General features: G+C 47.3%; 17 protein-coding genes. 5 read left to right on the forward strand and 12 right to left on the reverse strand.

The genetic code is table 11. The features are described from left to right. The first annotated feature begins 124 nt into the window (after positions 1–124). Positions 125–1,270, forward strand: a complete 1,146-nt coding sequence (locus tag CMM32_02445; GenBank protein ID MBT05764.1) for a D-alanyl-D-alanine carboxypeptidase — start codon at positions 125–127, stop codon at positions 1,268–1,270. 283 nt (positions 1,271–1,553) lie between these two features. On the opposite strand, the gene CMM32_02450 is transcribed toward CMM32_02445, so the two are convergent. From CMM32_02450 to CMM32_02485, 8 genes are all read right to left on the reverse strand, one after another. Continuing rightward, the gene (locus CMM32_02450; protein ID MBT05765.1) at positions 1,554–2,939 is read right to left on the reverse strand and encodes a phosphomannomutase; all 1,386 of its coding nucleotides are present in this window, start codon (positions 2,937–2,939) and stop codon (positions 1,554–1,556) included. A 14-nt stretch (positions 2,940–2,953) separates the two neighbouring features. Further along, a complete protein-coding gene (locus tag CMM32_02455; protein MBT05766.1) occupies positions 2,954–4,276 on the reverse strand; it encodes a UDP-glucose 6-dehydrogenase in 1,323 nt (440 codons plus the stop codon). Continuing rightward, entirely contained in the window at positions 4,277–5,173 is an 897-nt protein-coding gene (locus tag CMM32_02460) for a UTP--glucose-1-phosphate uridylyltransferase (GenBank protein MBT05767.1), read from the reverse strand. Positions 5,174–5,193: 20 nt separating this feature from the next. Further along, complete coding sequence (gene gmd, locus CMM32_02465) at positions 5,194–6,255, reverse strand: GDP-mannose 4,6-dehydratase (GenBank protein MBT05768.1); 1,062 nt, start codon at positions 6,253–6,255, stop codon at positions 5,194–5,196. Between the two features lie 86 nt (positions 6,256–6,341). Then, the gene (gene recJ / locus CMM32_02470) at positions 6,342–8,117 is read right to left on the reverse strand and encodes a single-stranded-DNA-specific exonuclease RecJ (GenBank protein MBT05769.1); all 1,776 of its coding nucleotides are present in this window, start codon (positions 8,115–8,117) and stop codon (positions 6,342–6,344) included. Between the two features lies 1 nt (position 8,118). After that, the gene (gene glpX / locus CMM32_02475) at positions 8,119–9,099 is read right to left on the reverse strand and encodes a fructose-bisphosphatase class II (GenBank protein MBT05770.1); all 981 of its coding nucleotides are present in this window, start codon (positions 9,097–9,099) and stop codon (positions 8,119–8,121) included. 211 nt (positions 9,100–9,310) lie between these two features. Beyond that, positions 9,311–10,489, reverse strand: coding sequence for an aminotransferase (locus CMM32_02480; GenBank protein ID MBT05771.1), 1,179 nt, complete (start codon positions 10,487–10,489; stop codon positions 9,311–9,313). Between the two features lie 80 nt (positions 10,490–10,569). Then, positions 10,570–11,655 carry a hypothetical protein gene (locus tag CMM32_02485; GenBank protein ID MBT05772.1) on the reverse strand — a complete coding sequence of 362 codons (1,086 nt, stop codon included), beginning with the start codon at positions 11,653–11,655 and terminating at the stop codon, positions 10,570–10,572. 253 nt (positions 11,656–11,908) lie between these two features. Between CMM32_02485 and CMM32_02490 the strand changes: the two genes are divergently transcribed. Next, on the forward strand, positions 11,909–12,652 hold the full coding sequence (locus tag CMM32_02490; protein ID MBT05773.1) for an oxidoreductase: 744 nt from the start codon (positions 11,909–11,911) through the stop codon (positions 12,650–12,652). A 22-nt stretch (positions 12,653–12,674) separates the two neighbouring features. Here CMM32_02490 and CMM32_02495 read toward each other — a convergent pair whose 3' ends face one another. The 4 genes from CMM32_02495 to CMM32_02510 all read right to left on the reverse strand — a co-directional run bounded on the left by CMM32_02495 (position 12,675) and on the right by CMM32_02510 (position 16,180). Next, complete coding sequence (locus tag CMM32_02495) at positions 12,675–14,030, reverse strand: flagellar biosynthesis protein FlgA (protein ID MBT05774.1); 1,356 nt, start codon at positions 14,028–14,030, stop codon at positions 12,675–12,677. A 42-nt stretch (positions 14,031–14,072) separates the two neighbouring features. Beyond that, positions 14,073–15,122, reverse strand: coding sequence for an N-acetyl-gamma-glutamyl-phosphate reductase (locus CMM32_02500; protein ID MBT05775.1), 1,050 nt, complete (start codon positions 15,120–15,122; stop codon positions 14,073–14,075). 108 nt (positions 15,123–15,230) lie between these two features. After that, a complete protein-coding gene (locus CMM32_02505; protein MBT05776.1) occupies positions 15,231–15,713 on the reverse strand; it encodes a 30S ribosomal protein S9 in 483 nt (160 codons plus the stop codon). Further along, entirely contained in the window at positions 15,713–16,180 is a 468-nt protein-coding gene (locus CMM32_02510) for a 50S ribosomal protein L13 (GenBank protein MBT05777.1), read from the reverse strand. Before CMM32_02510 ends, CMM32_02505 begins: the two co-directional genes overlap by 1 nt. 212 nt (positions 16,181–16,392) lie before the next feature. Between CMM32_02510 and CMM32_02515 the strand changes: the two genes are divergently transcribed. From CMM32_02515 to CMM32_02525, 3 genes are all read left to right on the forward strand, one after another. After that, a complete protein-coding gene (locus CMM32_02515; protein MBT05778.1) occupies positions 16,393–17,199 on the forward strand; it encodes an enoyl-CoA hydratase in 807 nt (268 codons plus the stop codon). A 199-nt stretch (positions 17,200–17,398) separates the two neighbouring features. After that, entirely contained in the window at positions 17,399–17,833 is a 435-nt protein-coding gene (locus tag CMM32_02520; protein ID MBT05779.1) for a CoA-binding protein, read from the forward strand. Then, positions 17,830–19,167: an O-acetylhomoserine aminocarboxypropyltransferase gene (locus tag CMM32_02525; protein ID MBT05780.1), complete on the forward strand. Its 1,338-nt coding sequence runs from the start codon at positions 17,830–17,832 to the stop codon at positions 19,165–19,167. Before CMM32_02520 ends, CMM32_02525 begins: the two co-directional genes overlap by 4 nt. Positions 19,168–19,210: the final 43 nt, after the last annotated feature.

Below are 19,210 nucleotides of genomic sequence, written 5' to 3' on the forward strand. Positions count from 1 at the left end.
CCTCTGGTGGCTCCCTAGATTACGCGAGTGCAAACGCTACCAGCAAGTACTATCTAAATCTTTACACCAGCAACTGCCTTTTCTATAGATAACAAGGCCCCAAAAAACGTTTGACTAATATTCTATGATAGTGACTTTAATTATGAATTCTTGTTTCCCTCCTATTTTCGATGCAAAGATGGGCCATTCGGCCCACTTTTCTGGGCCGAGATCCCGGAAACGCCCCATCCCAATGTTACTGATTTGCCTTATAGCGGGGCTCCTTATAGGAACCCCAAAAACTTCAATAGCTGGCTACTCTGCCCATGTTATAGAAGCTAGTACCGGTTCTATTCTGTATTCATACCGAGCAAAAAAACAAAACTTTCCTGCGTCTTTAGGCAAAGTCATGACGCTTTATTTAGTATTCCGTGGCCTTGATAGGGGTGATTTCACCCTAGAAACTAATATCAAGATATCCCCATATGCCGCGCGCCAACCGCCATCTAAATTAGGAATCCCAGCTGGCGGGACTATCACCATTCGACACGCAATACTAGCTTTAGCAACAAAATCTGCCAATGATATAGCTAGCGCCCTTGCTGAGTTTCTCATGGGAACTGAACGCGAATTCGCAAAAACAATGACCCAACAGGCAAAACTTCTAGGCATGGCCAACACCACGTTTCGCAATGCGTCTGGACTTCCCCATAGCCAACAGAAAACAACGGCCCTAGACATGACCATACTAGGCCGGGCACTCTATGAGGATTTCCCACATTATTCTTACTTCTTTGCGCAAAGAAAATTTACGTTCAATGGTAACACATACCGCAACCACAACAGCCTTTTAGGAGTATATAAAGGGGTAAATGGCATTAAGACTGGATATATTAGAGCATCGGGGTACCACTTGATGATCTCCAGCATCCATAATCAGCACCACTTAATAGCCGTCGTGCTCGGGGGCAAAACCTCTCGCAGTAGAGACAACCAAATGAAACGCCTCTTGGATCGTGCCTACCACTCGCTAGACCTAAAGGACAAACTCTTAGACAGCATCATTCTACCTCCGGCAAAACCGAAAAAGGCCTATACCGCGGCTAATTCCAACCAAAATATTCATAGGGAAGATCCCACATTACGGGAGACTGCAGCGGTTACTGCAGTGGCAAGCCCGGAAAAACTTCCAGGTGCAGTGGAGCCGAACCCGGGCAGGTGGGCTGTGCAATTAGGCGCATTTTCTTTGGCGCACTCAGCTAAACTGCTTTTGGAAAAAACAATTGCATAATTCCCAAATGAATTAACAAACTCTGCTCCCGAAGTTTCTCCAATAACAACAGAATTGGGTGTCCTGTTTCGGGCTCAACACACCGGACTATCAGAAGAAGCTGCCAAAAACCTATGCTCCAAACTTAATGCAAAAGCCCAACCCTGTATAGTCGTGGACCCATAATGCTTCTTTAATTAGACCTATCGTAGTAAAGAATGCCCAAATACTTTCCAACGTTGCAATTCAAATAAAAAACCGAATCTAATCAACAACTGGACCTAAGAAATGTCCTAGGTGAGCGCTAGCGCACCAGAGAATCATCTAACCCCATCTTTGCAATTAAGTTACCAAGAGTATCTTTTAAGCGAATCATTCCATCATCGCTCCATGCCTCAAATCGGGCCACTAGTACAGGCTGAGTGTTAGACGCCCGCAACAGCCACCATCCATCCGTTGTAGTTACCCTGACGCCGTCTAGCTCATTAACATCTGCGTCTCGAATGTCATGGGCACGATTTCGTACTTCGTTCACAACTCTAAACTTTTGAGATTCAGCGCAGGGGAAACGGATCTCGGGGGTGGAAACAGTTTTTGGCAAGGTCTCACGTAAATTAAACAAGGACTTGCCAGATTTTGCCAGTATACCCAAGAGCCGAACCGCTGCATATACGGCATCATCATACCCGTAATAGCGATCTGCAAAAAATATATGCCCACTCATCTCGCCAGCAAGTGGAGCTGACAACTCAGCCATCTTCTTTTTTATGGGGGAGTGCCCTGTTCTCCACATGATGGGTTCACCACCACATCTTTTTACTTCATCAAAAAACACATTGCTGGACTTAACATCAGCTATAATTGATTCCCCAGGTGAAGCCTGCAAAAGATCCCGCGCATACAGGGTTAATAGCTGGTCACCCCAAAGAATCGTGCCTTGATGATCCACAACCCCAATGCGATCACCATCTCCATCAAAAGCCACCCCTAGATCTGCACCACTAGATTTAACTTCCCCTATTAATTGTTCCAAATTCTCCGGCACCGTGGGGTCAGGATGATGAGATGGAAATGTGCCGTTAATGCTTTCGTTCAATACCACGTGCCGACCCGGGAGCCGGTCTGTCAATAATCGAACAATCCTTCCGGTCGCTCCATTTCCGCTATCCCATACTACCGAGTACGGGACATCGGACTTGTATTCTAGACACAATCTATCCACATATTCACTCTCTATAGAAACCTCCCGCCACGCACCTTGGGCCGAGGAAAAAGAGCCCAATTGCGCCAATTTTCCAAGCTTCTGAATATCATCATCCCAGAATGGGAGTTGCCCAAACACTAACTTAAAGCCATTATATTCGGGAGGATTGTGTGAGCCTGTTACCATGACTCCCCCATCCCTTTCTTGGACATTTACCCCGAAATAAAGCATCGGGGTTGGACCTAGGCCCAAACGCAGAACGTCTGCGCCCGACGCAACCATCCCGTCCACCAACGCCTGCTCTAGCTGAGGCGAAGAAACCCGCCCATCATACGCTGTACAAAACTTAGGCTGGGCGCCCAGGTGCTCCCCTGCAATAGTCGTGAATGCACGACCCACAGCAAATGCAACATCGACACTCAAACTTTTGCCAACTACGCCTCGGATATCGTAGGCACGTAGTATTTCTGAATCTAACTTCAACAAATGAACAACCGCTTCTAGTTATCAGGTCGGCCAACACTGACATACTTTATACCGGCGTCTTCCATTTCAACAGGCCTATAAATATTTCTTAAATCTACAATTATGGGATCTTTCATAAGGCATTTGAGCCGCTCTAAATCTAAGGCCCTGAACTCATTCCATTCTGTAGCAATGACTAGAGCAGATGCACCCTTTATCACAGAGTAAGCAGAGTCTCCCCAACTAATGTTTTGTAGAATCTTTTTTGCTCCAGCCATCCCTGCGGGATCATAAGCGTAAATTTGGGCGCCAGCATTCTGCAAGAAAGAAATAATACCGATACTTGGAGCATCTCTCATATCATCCGTGTTAGGCTTAAAAGTCAACCCCAATACTGCTATCTTACGCCCCGATACGTTACCTTCACAGGCTTCAATTACTTTTTTAGCCATTTGCTCTGGCCGTTCGCTATTGACCAAAGCAACAGTATCAACAATCTTTGGCATAGCATTAAAATCGCGCCCCATTTGCACCAGGGCCTCGGTGTCCTTTGGAAAGCAACTACCCCCATACCCCGGACCCGCATGTAAAAATTTGGACCCTATTCTGCCATCCAACCCCATACCTTTTGCAACATCTTGGACATTTGCTCCTGTAGCCTCACATAAGTTAGCCATCTCGTTTATGAATGTTATTTTAGTCGCTAGGAATGCATTCGCAGCATACTTGGTAAGTTCGGCCGTCCTCCGATCAGTAAACAAAAAGGGCGTATCACGCAAAAATAGGGGCCTATAGAGCTGCCGCAATACGGAGCGCGCCCTTTCCGACGCTGCGCCTACAACAATTCTATCAGGTCGCATAAAATCCTCTATTGCCGAACCCTCTCTCAGAAACTCCGGATTTGATACGACGTCAAATCCAATTCCAGGTTTTAGATCGGGTCGAGCCGTAGCAATTGTCTCCTCTATTTGGTCTCCCGTGCCGACCGGGACAGTTGATTTTGTAACCACGACTACGCCGTTCGGCAAATAAGGTGCCATCTCTTTGGCCGCTGTATATACGTAGGATAGATCTGCATGTCCGTCACCCCTTCGGCTTGGAGTACCAACCGCTATAAAAGTAGCAACTGAATTGGCAAAGGCCATCTCGAGATCTTGGGTGAACTTAAGGCGGCCCGACCCTATATTAGAACGCACAAGATCATCCAACCCCGGTTCATAAATAGGCACCTGTCCCTGTTTTAACTGTTCTACTCGACTGTGATTTTTATCTACGCATATCACTTCAAGCCCGAACTCCGAGAAACAAACTCCTGACACTAAGCCAACATAACCAGTTCCAACCATTGTGATTTGCATTTATTTATCTTCCCCACTCTCCACGCTGCCCAATACAAATCGCTCCAGGGCTTTTTGAGTTCGTATGCTTAGATCTGGGCGAGCCAAAAAACAGGCAATATTGGCCTCCAACAAACCTACCTTTTCGCCACAATCATGTCGGACTCCGGAAAACCTCAATCCGTAAAAATCTTGCTGCAAAAGCATTTTGTCCATGGCTTCAGTGAGCTGAATTTCTCCGCCACGCCCGGGCCGTTGCCGTCCCAGCGTCTCGAAAATCTCAGCATCAAGTATATACCGACCCACGATGGCAAAATTAGAAGGCGCCTTTTCAATTGGAGGCTTTTCCACCATAGCGGTTACCTTTAATAAATCATTTCTACATTTAACAACCCTCAGTATCCCATACATATGGGTCTGGTGGGGTTCCACCTCGACAACCGCAATAAAGTTTCCGCCAACCTCCCGATATTTATCCACCATTTGGGTCAGGCAAGGCACCTTAGATAATATCAAATCATCTGGCAGCAAAACCGCAAATGGATCCGCTCCCACAGCTTTCTGCGCACATAGGATTGCATGACCCAAACCAAGAGGTTCATCTTGGAAAACAAATTCAATATTTAACCAAGATGGCCTATTCCTTTTTGTTTTTCCAGGACCTCCAGAACGAGCCATTCCTTCGAAGATAGAATCAATATTATCTTGCTCCGACAAATACTTCACGATGATATCTTTGTTTCCGGAAACTACAAAGATTAAATCTGTAATTCCTGCATCAATTGCCTCTTCTATAGCATAATCAATCAGCGGCTTATCCACTACAGGGAGCATCTCTTTTGGAATAGCCGATGTCACTGGGCGAAATCTAGTCCCAAGACCCGCTACTGGAAAAACTGCCTTTCTCACTGGCATCATATACTCTGCTCTGCTCTACTCTACTCTATGTTTATCCGTTGCTCACGTTGAACCAAGTCTAGGTCAGAAGCAACCATCTCCCTAACCATATCGGCAAATGATGTTTTATGCTCCCACCCCAGGCACCTTTTAGCCTTACTAGGATCCCCCAATAAATACTCAACCTCTGTTGGCCGAAAGTACTTCGTATCCACCCTCACTAAAACCTCTCCTGAATCTCTATCGACACCTATCTCATCAGTTCCAGAACCCTTCCATTCGAGTTCCCGCCCTACCTCCTTGAAGGAAAACTCAACAAAATCACGAACACTGTGTTCTATTCCCGTAGCTAACACGTAATCACCTGCTGTTTCTTGCTGTAACATTAACCACATACCTTGAACATAATCTCTTGCGTGTCCCCAATCCCTAACGGCATCTAAATTGCCGAGGAAAACACAATTTTGTAAGCCCAATTGGATGGCGGCTACGGCCCTTGTTATTTTGCGACTAACGAAAGTTTCGCCACGCACTGGACTTTCATGATTAAACAAAATTCCATTGGATGCATGTATCCCATAGGCTGTTCGGTAGTTCGCACATATCCAGTAAGCGTATAGTTTTGCCGCAGCATATGGACTCTGAGGAGCAAAACGAGTGTTCTCTGTTTGCGGCGTCTCCGACACCGCGCCGTATAATTCTGACGTCGAGGCCTGATAAAAACGACATCTTTTTTCTAGATTGAGCAATCGAATTGCCTCCAGAAGCCTCAACGTACCTAAAGCATCCGCATTTGCTGTATATTCCGGCGTATCAAAACTTACCTTCACATGGCTTTGAGCTCCAAGATTATAAATCTCAGTGGGATTAATTTCCTGAATTAACCGAATTAGGTTTGTCGCATCCGTCAAATCCCCATAATGGAGATGAAATCTTGACTCGTTCTCATGAGGATCCTTATACAAATGGTCTATGCGACCTGTATTAAATGACGAAGATCGGCGCTTCACGCCGTGAACCTCATAACCTTTAGATAAAAGTAATTCTGCAAGATAGGAGCCATCCTGTCCTGTAATGCCTGTAATTAAAGCGACATTGTCCATATTTTTATTCCCTCAATAAACGTGGCCCAGACTGTCGTGTATTAAGTGCAGAAAGATGAAGACCTTAACAAGATTTTGTTAAGATATTAAGCGTTTGCAGGATAGGCAACGTCTTCGACAAACAGCTGAGCTTCCTGCTTCCCCCTCCACGTATTGACGCGAAGCGAACCGGCTACGTGAAGAAATTTAGCGTTCAGCAATGCCTGACCGATTGGACGATCTGATGCCCTAAAAGCGATGCCTTGAAGTCTACCTCCAATCCCAGACCCAAAGATACACCTAACATGACTACCGTCCCCAACTTTATCAGCCCGCAACACTCGTAGGTTTTCAAAAGCGACCCTTGGTCGAGGATTCCCCGCCCCAAATGGGCCGACCTTATCAAAACTTTCTATCAAGTCAGCACTTACAGCTGAAAGCCCCAAAACAGCATCCAACTCCAAAAATATGGGCTCTGAGCCGGTATTTGCCGAGACCCGGTGTTCTATGAAATTCCTCAATTCAAGCAACTTATCTGCTCTCAAAGTGAATCCGGCTGCCATTGGATGGCCACCACCACTTTCCAGAATACCTGCCTGACAAGCGCCTGTAATCAAATTACCTATATCAACACCCCGCACTGATCTTGCAGAACCCTTCCCCAGGCCCTGGTGTATGGAAATTGCCAAACTCGGCCGCCTGAATTGCTCTGCTAGGCGGCTTGCAACTAAACCTATTACGCCTGGATGCCAATTGGCGCCTTCCACTAAAATCACTCCCGTGGTACCCAACCGGCCCTCGACCTGAGCAAATGCTTCTTCCAAATGGAGAGCCTCAATAGTCCTTCTCTCCTTATTAAGTGCATCTAACCGAGTGGCAAGGTCACAGGCGACATCCGAATTCTCCGTGGTAAGCAACTGATGCCCAAGGTCTGGATCGCCAACCCGTCCACCCGCATTTATTCTTGGGCCCAATACAAATCCCAGATGGTAACTATCGGGGTAGCCTTCTAGTCCCCCTATATCGCTAAGTACGGCTAAACCCAGATTACTTCTTTTTGCCAGCACCCGAATACCCTGGCTGACTAAAGCCCTATTGAGGCCTCGCAGCGGCACCACATCACATACGGTACCCAAAGCCACCAAGTCCAACCAAGCAAGCAGATTTGGCTCATCAATGTCTCCAAAAAATCCGTGGAGACGAAGAGAACGATTAAGAGCTACCAGAAACAAAAAAACCACCCCGACAGCAGCCAAGACACCCTGCCCACTTCGATCACCCATACGGTTGGGGTTTACTAGGGCTGCACATTTTGGGACTGAAGGCCCACTAGAATGGTGATCCAGAACTATAACGTCCAGCCCCTCGGTTTCAGCGAACGCCAACGCATCGTATGCAGTAGTGCCGCAATCAACGGTTAGGACCAACTCTGCTTTCCTTTTGAGCAGAGTTTGGAACGCTCCTTTGGTTGGCCCATACCCTTCTTTCACACGATCCGGAATGTAGACATCTAAATCTACCTCCAGTGCCGCAAAGTATTTCTTGAGCAGAGCCGAGGATGTTGCTCCGTCCACATCATAATCCCCAAACACAGCAATCCGCTGGCTCCGAACTAAGGCTTCGACCACACGATCCACCGCCTTATCCATATCCAACACGATCGAAGGATCAGGCAATTCATCTCTAAGTTTAGGGCTCAAAAAATTTTCAGCACTCTGCAAATCAACAGATCGAGCGGCCAATACCTGACCCACTATGCTCGACACATTCAGTCTCTGCGAAAGAGCTAGGCCCTTTCTATAATCACCGCTTCGTGTCTTCCAAAGTAATCCACTGACAGATTCCAGAACCCCAAAAACCGGTTCATCCGGAGCCTCAGCCATTTCACTCCTGACTGACACTAAATAGCGTTTTCTTGGTTAAATCATGTTGCCCACTGATTACACGAACAGTCCCTGTTTTCGAACGCATCACCAGAGATTCTGTGCTAGCCGATGTTGAACTGCGCCGTACACCCCGCAACATAGAACCATCCGTGACACCCGTCGCAGCAAACATTACTTGACCATGGGCCAACTCACTAAGCTCATACTTCTTAGAAAAATCGTGAATACCCAGCTTTGCAGCACGACCGCGTTCTTCATCATTGCGAAATACAAGCCGACCCTGCATTTGTCCCCCTATACACTGCAAAGCTGCCGCAGCCAAAACCCCCTCAGGGGCCCCACCAATACCCATGTATATATCAATTCCTGTGTCATCCCTAGCTGTCGCAATTACCCCAGCCACATCCCCATCTTGGATTAATTGGATGCGAGCTCCAGCCTGTCGGGTATCCGAAATCATCTCTTCGTGACGAGGGCGATTAAGAATACATGCAACAAGATCCGATACATCCTTCCCTTTGGCCCGTGCCAAGTTTTGAAGGTTTTTTGATGTTCCCTCGTCCAAATCAACAATATTAGGCGGACTACCCGGACCAACAGCTATTTTCTCCATATACACATCTGGCGCCTGCAATAAACCGCCCTCCTCAGCCATCGCTATCACTGCTAGGGCATTTGCCCCCCCGGTTGCACATATGGTTGTGCCTTCTAAGGGATCTAAGGCAATATCAACCTTTGGTCCCCCAGCACCAACTTTCTCACCAATAAAAAGCATTGGTGCCTCATCCCTTTCTCCTTCCCCTATAACGACCGTTCCATCAATGTCTAGACTATTAAGGGCTTGCCGCATCGCATCAACTGCAGCCTGGTCCGCCGCTTTTTCATCCCCCCGTCCCATTAGACGGGAACATGCCAGGGCTGCTGCTTCAGTAACCCTTACTACCTCAAGAGCTAAATTTCTGTCTAAAGTCTTGTCCATCGTATTTTAACCATTCCCCGTTCTTGGTTGCATTAGGCCATCATAGACCACGGCTATACAAAGTGTACAATGACGTATCGAATAACGAAGATCAAAAGCGGCCTGTATATGTCCAACTCATCACACTGATTAGAAGCCCCCATAACATTCTGGATCACCTGATTCGTTTACTAAGCGCCTCACATATACCTTCTAGCCTCCTATCATCTCCTTAGTATCTTGATAAAAACTGTTTTATATTTCTTGCAGCCTGTCTAATTCTCTGTCCATTCTCAACTAAAGCAATCCTTACGTAGCCCTCTCCATATTTTCCAAAACCTACTCCAGGAGAAACAGCAACCTGTGCTTCCTCCAGCAAAATTTTTGAAAATTCTAGAGATCCAATATCAGAAAATAACTTGGGTACTGGCGCCCAAACGAACATTGTTGCCCTGGGTGCAGGCATCTCCCATCCAGAGGCCGCAAAACTCTCTATGAGAGTATCGCGCCGCTCCCTATATGTCTGTCTAATGGTCGCAATGCACTCTTGTGGACCATTCAGAGCTGTCGAAGCTGCGACCTGCACGGGTGTGAATGCACCATAATCAAGATAGGACTTTATGCGGGCCAAAGCGCCCACAAGTTGTCGATTACCTGCAGCAAATCCGACCCGCCAACCCGGCATCGAATAAGTTTTACTTACAGAGCTAAATTCCACCGCAATATCCATCGCACCAGGCACCTGAAGAATGGAAGGAGGGGGAGATTCCCCAAAATAAATCTCTGCGTAGGCTATATCCGATAAAATATACATCCCTATGGATTTCGCAAAATCTACAACTTCCGAGTAAAAATCTAGGTCAACCACGGCACCAGTTGGATTATTGGGAAAATTTAAGACCAAAGCCCGTGGAGACGGTAAGACACTTAACGCAGCACGTTTAATCTCACCAATTAAATCTATTTCATCTCCCATAGGAACGGGGCAAACCTTTGCTCCGGCTATTATAAAGCCGTATGGATGGATAGGATAACTTGGGTTAGGCACCAAAATCACATCCCCGGGAGCAGAGATGGCCGAGGCTAAGTTTGCCAGCCCCTCTTTTGAACCCAGTGTGACAATAACCTCCCTATCCACGTCCAAATTTACCCCGAACCGCCGCCCATAGTAATTGGCCACCGCTTTTCTCAAACCTTTTATTCCCCGGGAGGTAGAATAGCGATGAGTGCGGGGATCTGAAACAGTTTCTATTAGTTTCTGGACCACATGTTTGGGGCTAGGGGTATCAGGATTACCCATTCCAAAGTCAATCACATCAATTTCAGCGGCTCTAGCGCTCGCCTTCATTTCGTTAACTTCCGAAAAAACGTACGGAGGCAGACGATCTATCCTGTCGAATCTGTGCTGCATACCACTACCATTGATGCGTGGGTGTAAGCGGGAGGATAGGAAAAAGCTACACTATGAACTATAGTAGCACCCCGCCTTAATTAGTATTCTATATATATATTGGCCCGCCTATTACCGGCCTCCCCAAGCCTTGTCGCTTCTGAATAATCAGGTTGGCCATCAGCCATTGCATGAACAGACACTTTATTCCTAGGAACTCCTTGAAGGATCAACTCAGCAGCAACAGACTCTGCTCTCGCTAAAGAAGTCTCATAATTGGCGACATTATGCTTAAGAACATCATTAGTTTTAGTCCTACTACTGGCGTGGCCCACGACATACACATGGGCCCTGCTCAGGGCAACTGCTCGTGCTACCTCCATGAGCACATTTTTGTCCTCACTAGACAGGTTGGAGGATCCGTGTCCAAAGTAAATTACAGCGGCATGCCTCCTTGTCAAAGCAACTTCAGCAAAGTTTTCTCCAGCATTTCCTCCTGACACTACGGTAGACGAATAAGAACTAAAATGACTGCCCGAGCCACCCGATGACTTAAACAGTTGATCGAAATATTCTTCAACCGAACTCCACTCGGGAAACTCCGGCACCGCAGGAGGAAGGATGGCAAATTCATGGTGAGTCTGGTTTTTTGAATCTCTTGTTACGACTTCTGTCGACGTTCTCTTTAAGGGTTGAACACTCACCCCAACATTTGGGAGGGCCAGTTCACTTTTCACGGAATTCGAATTATCAATATTGGGAAGACTCGATTCCGTCGGGCTGCCAACACTACCCCCATCAGTCTCACCTCCAACAGGCCGCGTGTCTCTAACCCGAGGTTCGTCCGCAGATTTAATAGAAGCCTCATCCTCATATCGGGCGGCAACTCTATCTGCCAAAAGTTCATTAGCTAAATTTTCGCGTTGCCGGAGCGTACGGACTGACGGGCGTTGATCTGGAACACTTTCCAGATCCGGGAATGGGTCTTCTTCACCTGGGGCGCCGGAGATATCTATAGAATCACCATCATTCCCAGATTCGTCCCCCAATATGCTACCTGTTACCCATTCATTAGCTGAGTCAGCCCACTCAATCGGATCAACATATTCGGGCAAATACGTACAACCACCTAACAAAGCAACCAAGGATATAGCTACGACAATCCTGCACCTGGCTATAGGGCCCATTTCCGCTACTCCATATTTCCAACGATTACGATATCCACTAAGTTCATCCCAAGTGGTTCCCTGCTATTTACCCACACAGCTTTCTATTAACACGAATATAACATTAAAATAGGATAAATCTTGCTAGATTATCAATAAGCGTAAGTTTGTTCTTGTGTTAGACTCAAATCTCACACACTACCTTATGGCCTGGAGCTTGTTACTTATTGTACTCTGTCCGACGCGAAATAGAAGGTAAAGTAAGGACCACCACATGGAAACGAAAGATCAAAAAACCCTTATACTCACCGGGGCCAGCAGGGGAATCGGTCACGCCACTGTAAAACGATTTTCCAGCGCTGGATGGAGGGTGATCACCTGTTCCCGGCACGCTTTCCCAGAAGACTGCCCCTGGGAAGCTGGGCCTGAAGACCATATGCAAATTGACCTCTCTGACTTCCAAGCATTGCCAGATAGTATTAGTGTTTTGAGGGGCAAACTAGCACAGGGCGGCTTAAATGCCCTTGTCAACAACGCGGCTATCTCACCTAAGGAGCCCTCCGGAAATCGGCTTGATTCTATCTCTACAGAAATGGACGATTGGAGACATGTGTTCAGAGTTAATTTTTTTGCTCCGATAATGTTAGCAAGGGGTCTTTTCAAAGAATTAAAACGTTCCAATGGGGCCGTAGTCAACGTGACTTCAATAGCAGGAGTTCGCGTCCACCCCTTTGCGGGCACTGCCTACGCGACATCAAAAGCGGCTCTGGCAAGTTTAACTCGTGAAATGGCAACTGATTTCGGTCCACATGGTATTCGTGTCAATGCAATAGCTCCAGGTGAAATAAAAACGTCCATCCTTTCCCCCAGCACCGAGGAACAACTGGTACCAGAAATCCCAATGCGCCGACTAGGGACCCCTGAAGAAGTAGCAAAAACTATCTATTTTCTCTGTTCTGACCAATCTAGCTACGTTAATGGCGCAGAAATCCATATTAACGGTGGGCAACACGCCTGACATATTCGGTTAAGGAATTCACCTAACTTCCCTGGTTAGGCCTAATAAAGGCTGCCTCCATCTCCCGTCGTAGGGCGACCGCGTCGTCACCCTGTTCCAGCTTTATATCTCCCCACCGCAATGTCTCCCCTTGTTTTATGTCACGCTGCAAAACCTTGTCGCCAGATAGACCAAGAGGCAAACCTTGGAACTTGACCGAGTCAGAAGAAGGAACTTGCTTACCCCACACGGTATAACCCCCTTCACCATCCAAGACTTCTCCGCTCTTCAAGTCTTTTTTGGCAACAGCCAAAACATCAGATCTAAAACCATCAGGACAGCCGGTGGGTTCTCCCCTAAGAGCCACAGAAGCAACAGAAATGCCCAGTTCTAACCCAATCATGTGGATTGGCCTATACATCGCCGCATATTGGCGAGTTGAGTCAGGAAGCATGTGATATTCTTCGAAACAATTCTGCACATATTCAGACTGTGCCTCTACAACAACATAGGTTCCCATTTGCAAATGATTTACGACAGTATCCCCATTGCGTTTAATAGAGGAGATAACCTCAGTTGTTCCCTTATGACTTACTAGTCCACCCGCCGCGACTGGCTTACACATTTCGGCCAGGTCATCAACCGAAACCGGCGGGAAAGACAATCCCTGGGGTTGGGGGGTAAGCCCAGTTGCATTACAAACAGCCGTCATTTCGATGCCAGACTTAGTCCCATCGATAAAACTGTTAAACATTTTTGGATTCATCCCTCCTCGCTCAGCTTGCGCCTTGGTCACTCCAAAATTTGGCCACACAGTCTCCGGGGTAGAGTAATGAAAATGAGGCTGGTAACGGGTCCCCTTACCAGCAGAAACAACTTCAAAACCACACGCTCGGGCCCAATCAACCTGCTCGCAAATGAGGGAAGGCTGATCCCCATAGGCGAGGCTATAGACAACTCCCGCAGATCTTGCCAATCGGGCCAACATTGGTCCCGCCACAACGTCGGCTTCCACGTTCGGCATAATAATGTGGCGTCCCTCTTCTATAGCAAGCAAGCAATGTTTAATTCCAACAACCGGATCCCCAGTGGCATCAATCACCACGTCCAGCCCATCTGCTCGAATTAAAGTTTCAGCATCGAGAGTTACATACGTGCTGCCCAACTTCAAAGCTTCAGAAAAAGATGTTGCATCTATCTGCTCAGCCGACCATCCCGTCCTGATACAAATCTCACGAGCCCTAGAACGATTTAGATCCGCAATACCCAAAACGTGAATTCCCGCCGTCAGTCTAGCTTGGGATAGGAACATAGCCCCAAACTTTCCAGCCCCTATCAACCCAACGCGGACAGGCCGGCCAATCTCCTCACGTTCAGCCAAAAGTCTATACAAATTCATGATACTCTCAAATTATTGGTCAAGGATGCAGATTGCTCACTATCAAGGAAAAATTGGTGCCTGTTCAAGACCCAATTGTTCGGGAAACCCAAAGGCAATATTAAAGTTTTGAATTGCCTGACCCGACGAGCCTTTTACTAGATTATCAATGGCGCAAACCAAAATAGCACGATTTGGGAGCTGAGATTCGAAAACACCAATGGCACACTTGTTAGATCCTCGCACATGCCTAGTAGCCGGGGATTTACCGGGGGCAACAACGTAAACAAAAGGTTCGTCATGGTACCTCTGCACCAATGTTTCTCGAATATCTGTCACCCCCACTCCATCTGTCAACTGGACGTAAATAGTAGATAATATACCTCGGTTCATGGGCACCAAATGGGGTGTAAAGCTTGTGGACACATCTGCCTCCACGACGGCAGACAATTCCTGGTTAATTTCAGGCCCATGCCTGTGTGTACCCAACCCATAGGCATGGATCCCCTCGCCAACCTCAGAGAACAACATTGCTTCCTTTGCCGCCCTGCCTGCCCCACTAACACCAGATTTAGAATCAATAATTATGTCCTCATGGCTTATTTGGCCAACTTTGATGACAGGCAATAAAGGAAGCAAGGCCGAAGTCGGGTAGCAACCCGGACACGCAATTATCCGCTTTTTTGGCAGTATCAGCCTGTAATGTTCTGTCAGTCCGTAGACCGCTTCCGCCTGCAACGCGGGAGCGTAGTGTTCATGCCCATACCACTTTGAATATACTGTAGGATCTGTCAGTCTAAAATCTGCAGAAAGGTCGAATACCTTAAGTGTATCAGGCAGAGCTTTAACAACCTCTTGGGTTGTCCCATGTGGCAAACAGCAAAAAACAGCGTCGAGCTTTTCAAAGTTCACATCTGGGATCTTAGACAACACAGGCAATTTGAACCCGGCTAGGTTGGGAAACACACTTTCGATATCTTCCCCCGCGTGACGTTCAGCAGTCAAAGCCACCAGTTCCATGCGCTCATGCCTGACGGCCAAGCGGAGGGTCTCTCCGCCTGTATAGCCGCTAGCACCTAAAACCCCTGTCCGAATTTTCTGTTTCTCGGTCATTTAAGACCTCCGCATTAGCTCAGTTTGCACAAAACCACCCTCGGATACCACAACAACAAAAAAGGCGCCCACACCGGACGCCCGAAAGAGACAATTTACCCAGAGTGGCTAACGTTTCGAAAACTGGAAACTTCTTCGAGCTTTCGGCTTGCCGTATTTTTTTCTTTCCACTACACGAGAATCCCGCGTCAAGAATCCTTCTTTTTTTAACACACCACGCAAACCTGGCTCAAACTTCACCAAAGCTCGGGATATTCCATGCCTAACTGCCCCCGCCTGACCAGACAAACCTCCACCCTTTACTGTGGCGTTTACATCAAATTGGCCCTTCCTGTCCACAGTCTCAAACGGCTGGTTAAGCAACATTCGCAATACAGGCCGAGCAAAATAAGTCTGCTGATCCCGGCCATTCACCAAAATCCGCCCACTACCCGGCTTGACCCAAACACGAGCAATCGCATTCTTTCTCTTACCTGTCGCGTAGGACCTACCCTGCCCATCAATTTCAGGTTTCACCTCGGAGGATGCCGTTTCTGAACTTGAGGGAGCCAACTCTTTCAAATCTTCAAGGGATCGTTTCTCGTCCACCATTATTCGCTATCTCGCGTATTTTTCCTATTCAATTCACCCAGAGCCAACACTTCTGGCTGTTGCCCTGTATGCGGGTGATCAGGGCCCGCATAAACATGTAGCTTTCGCAGTTGCGCCCTAGCTAACGGGCCTCGAGCCAACATCCTCGAGACAGCCTTTTGAACAACCTTCTCAGGTTTAGCTGAAGTCAGCAACTCTCCGTAACTCTTACTTTTGATCCCGCCCAGATACCCCGTATGCCAATAATGCCTTTTACCTTCCAGCTTATTCCCTGTCAGGGCCACTTTTTCCGCATTTACAACCACAATATGATCACCACAATCAATATGCGGCGTAAACATTGGTTTGTGCTTCCCTCTCAACCGAGTAGCCACTAAAGCTGCGAGGCGGCCCAACACTGCGCCGTTCGCATCGATAACATACCACTTATGTTCGACCTCAGATGGGGCCGCCGAATATGTAGACATTCTATAGGATCCAAGTTAGGAAGCGCCGCAGTATGCCAATGGAATAGCTGCTGTCAACTAGGCAAGACACGAAAACAGATTCTATACCTTATTTTAGGCACCTTTTAGGCATCAAACGCTTCAAATTTTCTTAATACAGGGGGTGTGCAAAGTCGTTTAGTTCTATATAAGCGAGTAACCGACGACTTCTGATCAGCAAGAGAAGTAACAAAATGGACAGTAAAGTACAGAGACTTGATAGTGAATCAGACCTAATTATAAGAAGTGTGCAAGAAGGAGTGGCTACCCTAACGCTAAACCGTCCAAAGGCTCGCAATGCTCTTTCGCGACCTCTTATGACAGAGTTCCAGGCTAATCTGAATGAGATTGCGGAGAACCAAGAGATAAAAGTGGTCGTGATTGCTGGAATGGGTCAGGCTTTTTGTGCGGGACACGACCTAAAGGAAATCCGATCTAATAATAGGCGGGAAATATTCGACGGTTTGTTAGCACAGTGTAGCAAGCTTATGACCAGCATTATCAGGTTACCTAAACCAGTCATAGCCAGAGTTCATGGCATTGCCACAGCTGCAGGCTGCCAATTAGTGGCTAGCTGCGATATGGCCATCGCATCAGAAACCGCTACCTTTGCAACACCTGGCGTCAACATAGGCCTGTTCTGTTCTACCCCCATGGTCGCCGTTAGCAGAACTGTTCCTCGAAAAAAAACAATGGAAATGCTTTTGACGGGCGAAGAAATTTCAGCTGACACTGCAAAAGACTTTGGACTTGTAAATAAGGTTGTGCCCGAACAAGAACTTGACTACGTAACCAACGAGCTAGCCTTGAAGATTGCAAGTAAGTCACCCCTGACTCTGAGAATTGGGAAAGAAGCTTTTTATCAACAACTAGAAATGGACCTGGACTCTGCCTACAAATACACAAGCAAGGTCATGGCAGAAAATATGATGGCGACGGACGCTCAGGAAGGAATAGACGCCTTTATGCAAAAGCGAGATCCCGTTTGGAAAGGGACATAACCGAAGTCGGCACAATACCAGGTGATTTACTATCGCCTGCTGGCAACCCTTAAAATGCACCCAAAAATGGAGACCTTTAGGTATGGCTAATCACTCCGCCGAAGTTTCTACAACGACATCGGCTAATTTTCTCAACCACCACAACCACTACAGTGACATCAAGCTTCGGAGAATCCTTAGAGATGTTAAAACATTCGCGATGGTGGGAGCCAGTACGGCGTGGAGGCGGCCCAGTTTTTACGCCATGAAATATCTTCAACACAAGGGCTTCAGAATAATTCCTGTCAATCCCTCTCGAGTCGGCGAAAAAATTCTTGGTGAAACTGTGTATGGGTCGATCCAGGAAGTCCCTCACCAATTAGATATGGTTGATATATTTCGCACTTCTGAAGAGGCCTTCGGAATCACCCAAGACGTCATAGCGGCTAAGGAAGAAAAAGGTATTAAGTACCTATGGATGCAGTTGACCGTGCGCGATGATAAGGCGGCAGAACTAGCTGAATCCGCTGGACTAGAAGTGATCATGGATCGTTGTCCAAAAATAGAGTTTGGACGCCTATCAGGTGAACTATCGTGGCTAGGCGTCAACACCGGCATAATATCGGCAAAAACATTAAGGTCTCCCAAATCATGAAAGTACGTAATAACATTAACGAAGTAGAATCCAACATTCCTGGTGGTGATTCTGGCAAGAAGCAATACGGCATGTCCACCATTGCCATCCATGCTGGCTCCCGTCCGGATCCAACGACAGGCGCACACGAAACACCTATTTACAACACCACAGCCTACACCTTTGAGGACTCAGAACACGCCTCCGAGCTTTTTAATTTGCAAACCTTTGGCTACGTTTACTCGCGAATGACTAATCCCACTGTCTCGGTTTTTGAAGAACGGGTGGCTCAATTGGAGGGAGGTAGAGGGGCTGTGGCATCTGCATCTGGGCACGCAGCACAATTTTTAGCAGCCGTTACACTACTTGAGGCAGGAGATGAATTCATATCGTCTAGGAACCTATACGGAGGCTCAGTGACCCAATTTGGGCAGAGCTTTCCCAAATTGGGTTGGAAGTGCCATTTTGTCGACCCTACAGACCCAAACAATTTTGAAGATGCAATGACAGACAAAGTTAAATTTATCTTCTGTGAGGGAGTGGCCAACCCGGGCGGCATTATACTGGACATCGAACGGATTGCAGACGTCGCAAATAAGCATGGTGTATTATTTATAGTCGACAACACCCTAGCTTCCCCCTACTTGATGCGCCCGTTTGAATGGGGAGCCGACCTGGTTGTCCATTCAACTACCAAATTTATAGCTGGCCATGGAAATACCATGGGAGGAATACTGGTAGAGTCCGGCAATATCGACTGGTCCCGGAACGACAAATACCCAGGCATGACAGAACCTGACGATGCCTACCATGGGCTGACTTTTTCCGAAACCTTTGGTGATTTTGGATTTACGATGAAAGCCCGTATGGTAGCGCTTCGGGACTACGGACCGACGCTAAACCCGCAGGCCGCCTGGAACATGCTTCAGGGAGTGGAAACACTACCACTGAGGATGCAACGTCACTGTGACAATGCGCAAATGGTAGCCGAATGGCTTGAAAAACATCCAAAAGTTACCTGGGTCTCGTATCCTGGACTTAAATCCAGCCCATTCTATGAGCTTGGCCAAAAATATTTACCCAAGGGCAAAGGCGCTGTATTCACATTCGGCATAAAAGGTGGGTTTGATGCGGGAACAAAACTAATTGATTGTTTAGATCTCCACTCTCATCTTGCAAACGTCGGAGACACCAAAAGTCTTGTTCTGCATCCGGCCTCTACAACACATCGACAATTATCCGATGAACAACGCATTGGTGCTGGAGCTGCACCCGATGTAGTCCGCCTCTCTGTAGGGATTGAAGACGTCGAAGATATTATTGCAGATCTTGACCAGGCCCTTGCTCAAACTTGATAAAGTTAAGCGCAACAAATATTGCTACCTAAGCAGAGCGGGT

It is taken from the genome of Rhodospirillaceae bacterium (assembly GCA_002728255.1).
GTDB lineage: Bacteria > Pseudomonadota > Alphaproteobacteria > UBA7887 > UBA7887.

Bases quoted from the DNA above. Each gene is read 5' to 3' on its own strand.
- glpX (MBT05770.1), bottom strand. From the start codon at position 9,099: ATGGACAAGACTTTAGACAGAAATTTAGCTCTTGAGGTAGTAAGGGTT.
- gmd (MBT05768.1), bottom strand. From the start codon at position 6,255: ATGGACAATGTCGCTTTAATTACAGGCATTACAGGACAGGATGGCTCC.
- CMM32_02520 (MBT05779.1), top strand. From the start codon at position 17,399: ATGGTGGGAGCCAGTACGGCGTGGAGGCGGCCCAGTTTTTACGCCATG.
- CMM32_02515 (MBT05778.1), top strand. From the start codon at position 16,393: ATGGACAGTAAAGTACAGAGACTTGATAGTGAATCAGACCTAATTATA.
- CMM32_02525 (MBT05780.1), top strand. From the start codon at position 17,830: ATGAAAGTACGTAATAACATTAACGAAGTAGAATCCAACATTCCTGGT.
- CMM32_02500 (MBT05775.1), bottom strand. From the start codon at position 15,122: ATGACCGAGAAACAGAAAATTCGGACAGGGGTTTTAGGTGCTAGCGGC.
- CMM32_02495 (MBT05774.1), bottom strand. From the start codon at position 14,030: ATGAATTTGTATAGACTTTTGGCTGAACGTGAGGAGATTGGCCGGCCT.
- CMM32_02510 (MBT05777.1), bottom strand. From the start codon at position 16,180: ATGTCTACATATTCGGCGGCCCCATCTGAGGTCGAACATAAGTGGTAT.
- CMM32_02480 (MBT05771.1), bottom strand. From the start codon at position 10,489: ATGCAGCACAGATTCGACAGGATAGATCGTCTGCCTCCGTACGTTTTT.
- CMM32_02445 (MBT05764.1), top strand. From the start codon at position 125: ATGATAGTGACTTTAATTATGAATTCTTGTTTCCCTCCTATTTTCGAT.
- CMM32_02485 (MBT05772.1), bottom strand. From the start codon at position 11,655: ATGGGCCCTATAGCCAGGTGCAGGATTGTCGTAGCTATATCCTTGGTT.
- CMM32_02455 (MBT05766.1), bottom strand. From the start codon at position 4,276: ATGCAAATCACAATGGTTGGAACTGGTTATGTTGGCTTAGTGTCAGGA.
- CMM32_02460 (MBT05767.1), bottom strand. From the start codon at position 5,173: ATGATGCCAGTGAGAAAGGCAGTTTTTCCAGTAGCGGGTCTTGGGACT.
- CMM32_02505 (MBT05776.1), bottom strand. From the start codon at position 15,713: ATGGTGGACGAGAAACGATCCCTTGAAGATTTGAAAGAGTTGGCTCCC.
- recJ (MBT05769.1), bottom strand. From the start codon at position 8,117: ATGGCTGAGGCTCCGGATGAACCGGTTTTTGGGGTTCTGGAATCTGTC.
- CMM32_02490 (MBT05773.1), top strand. From the start codon at position 11,909: ATGGAAACGAAAGATCAAAAAACCCTTATACTCACCGGGGCCAGCAGG.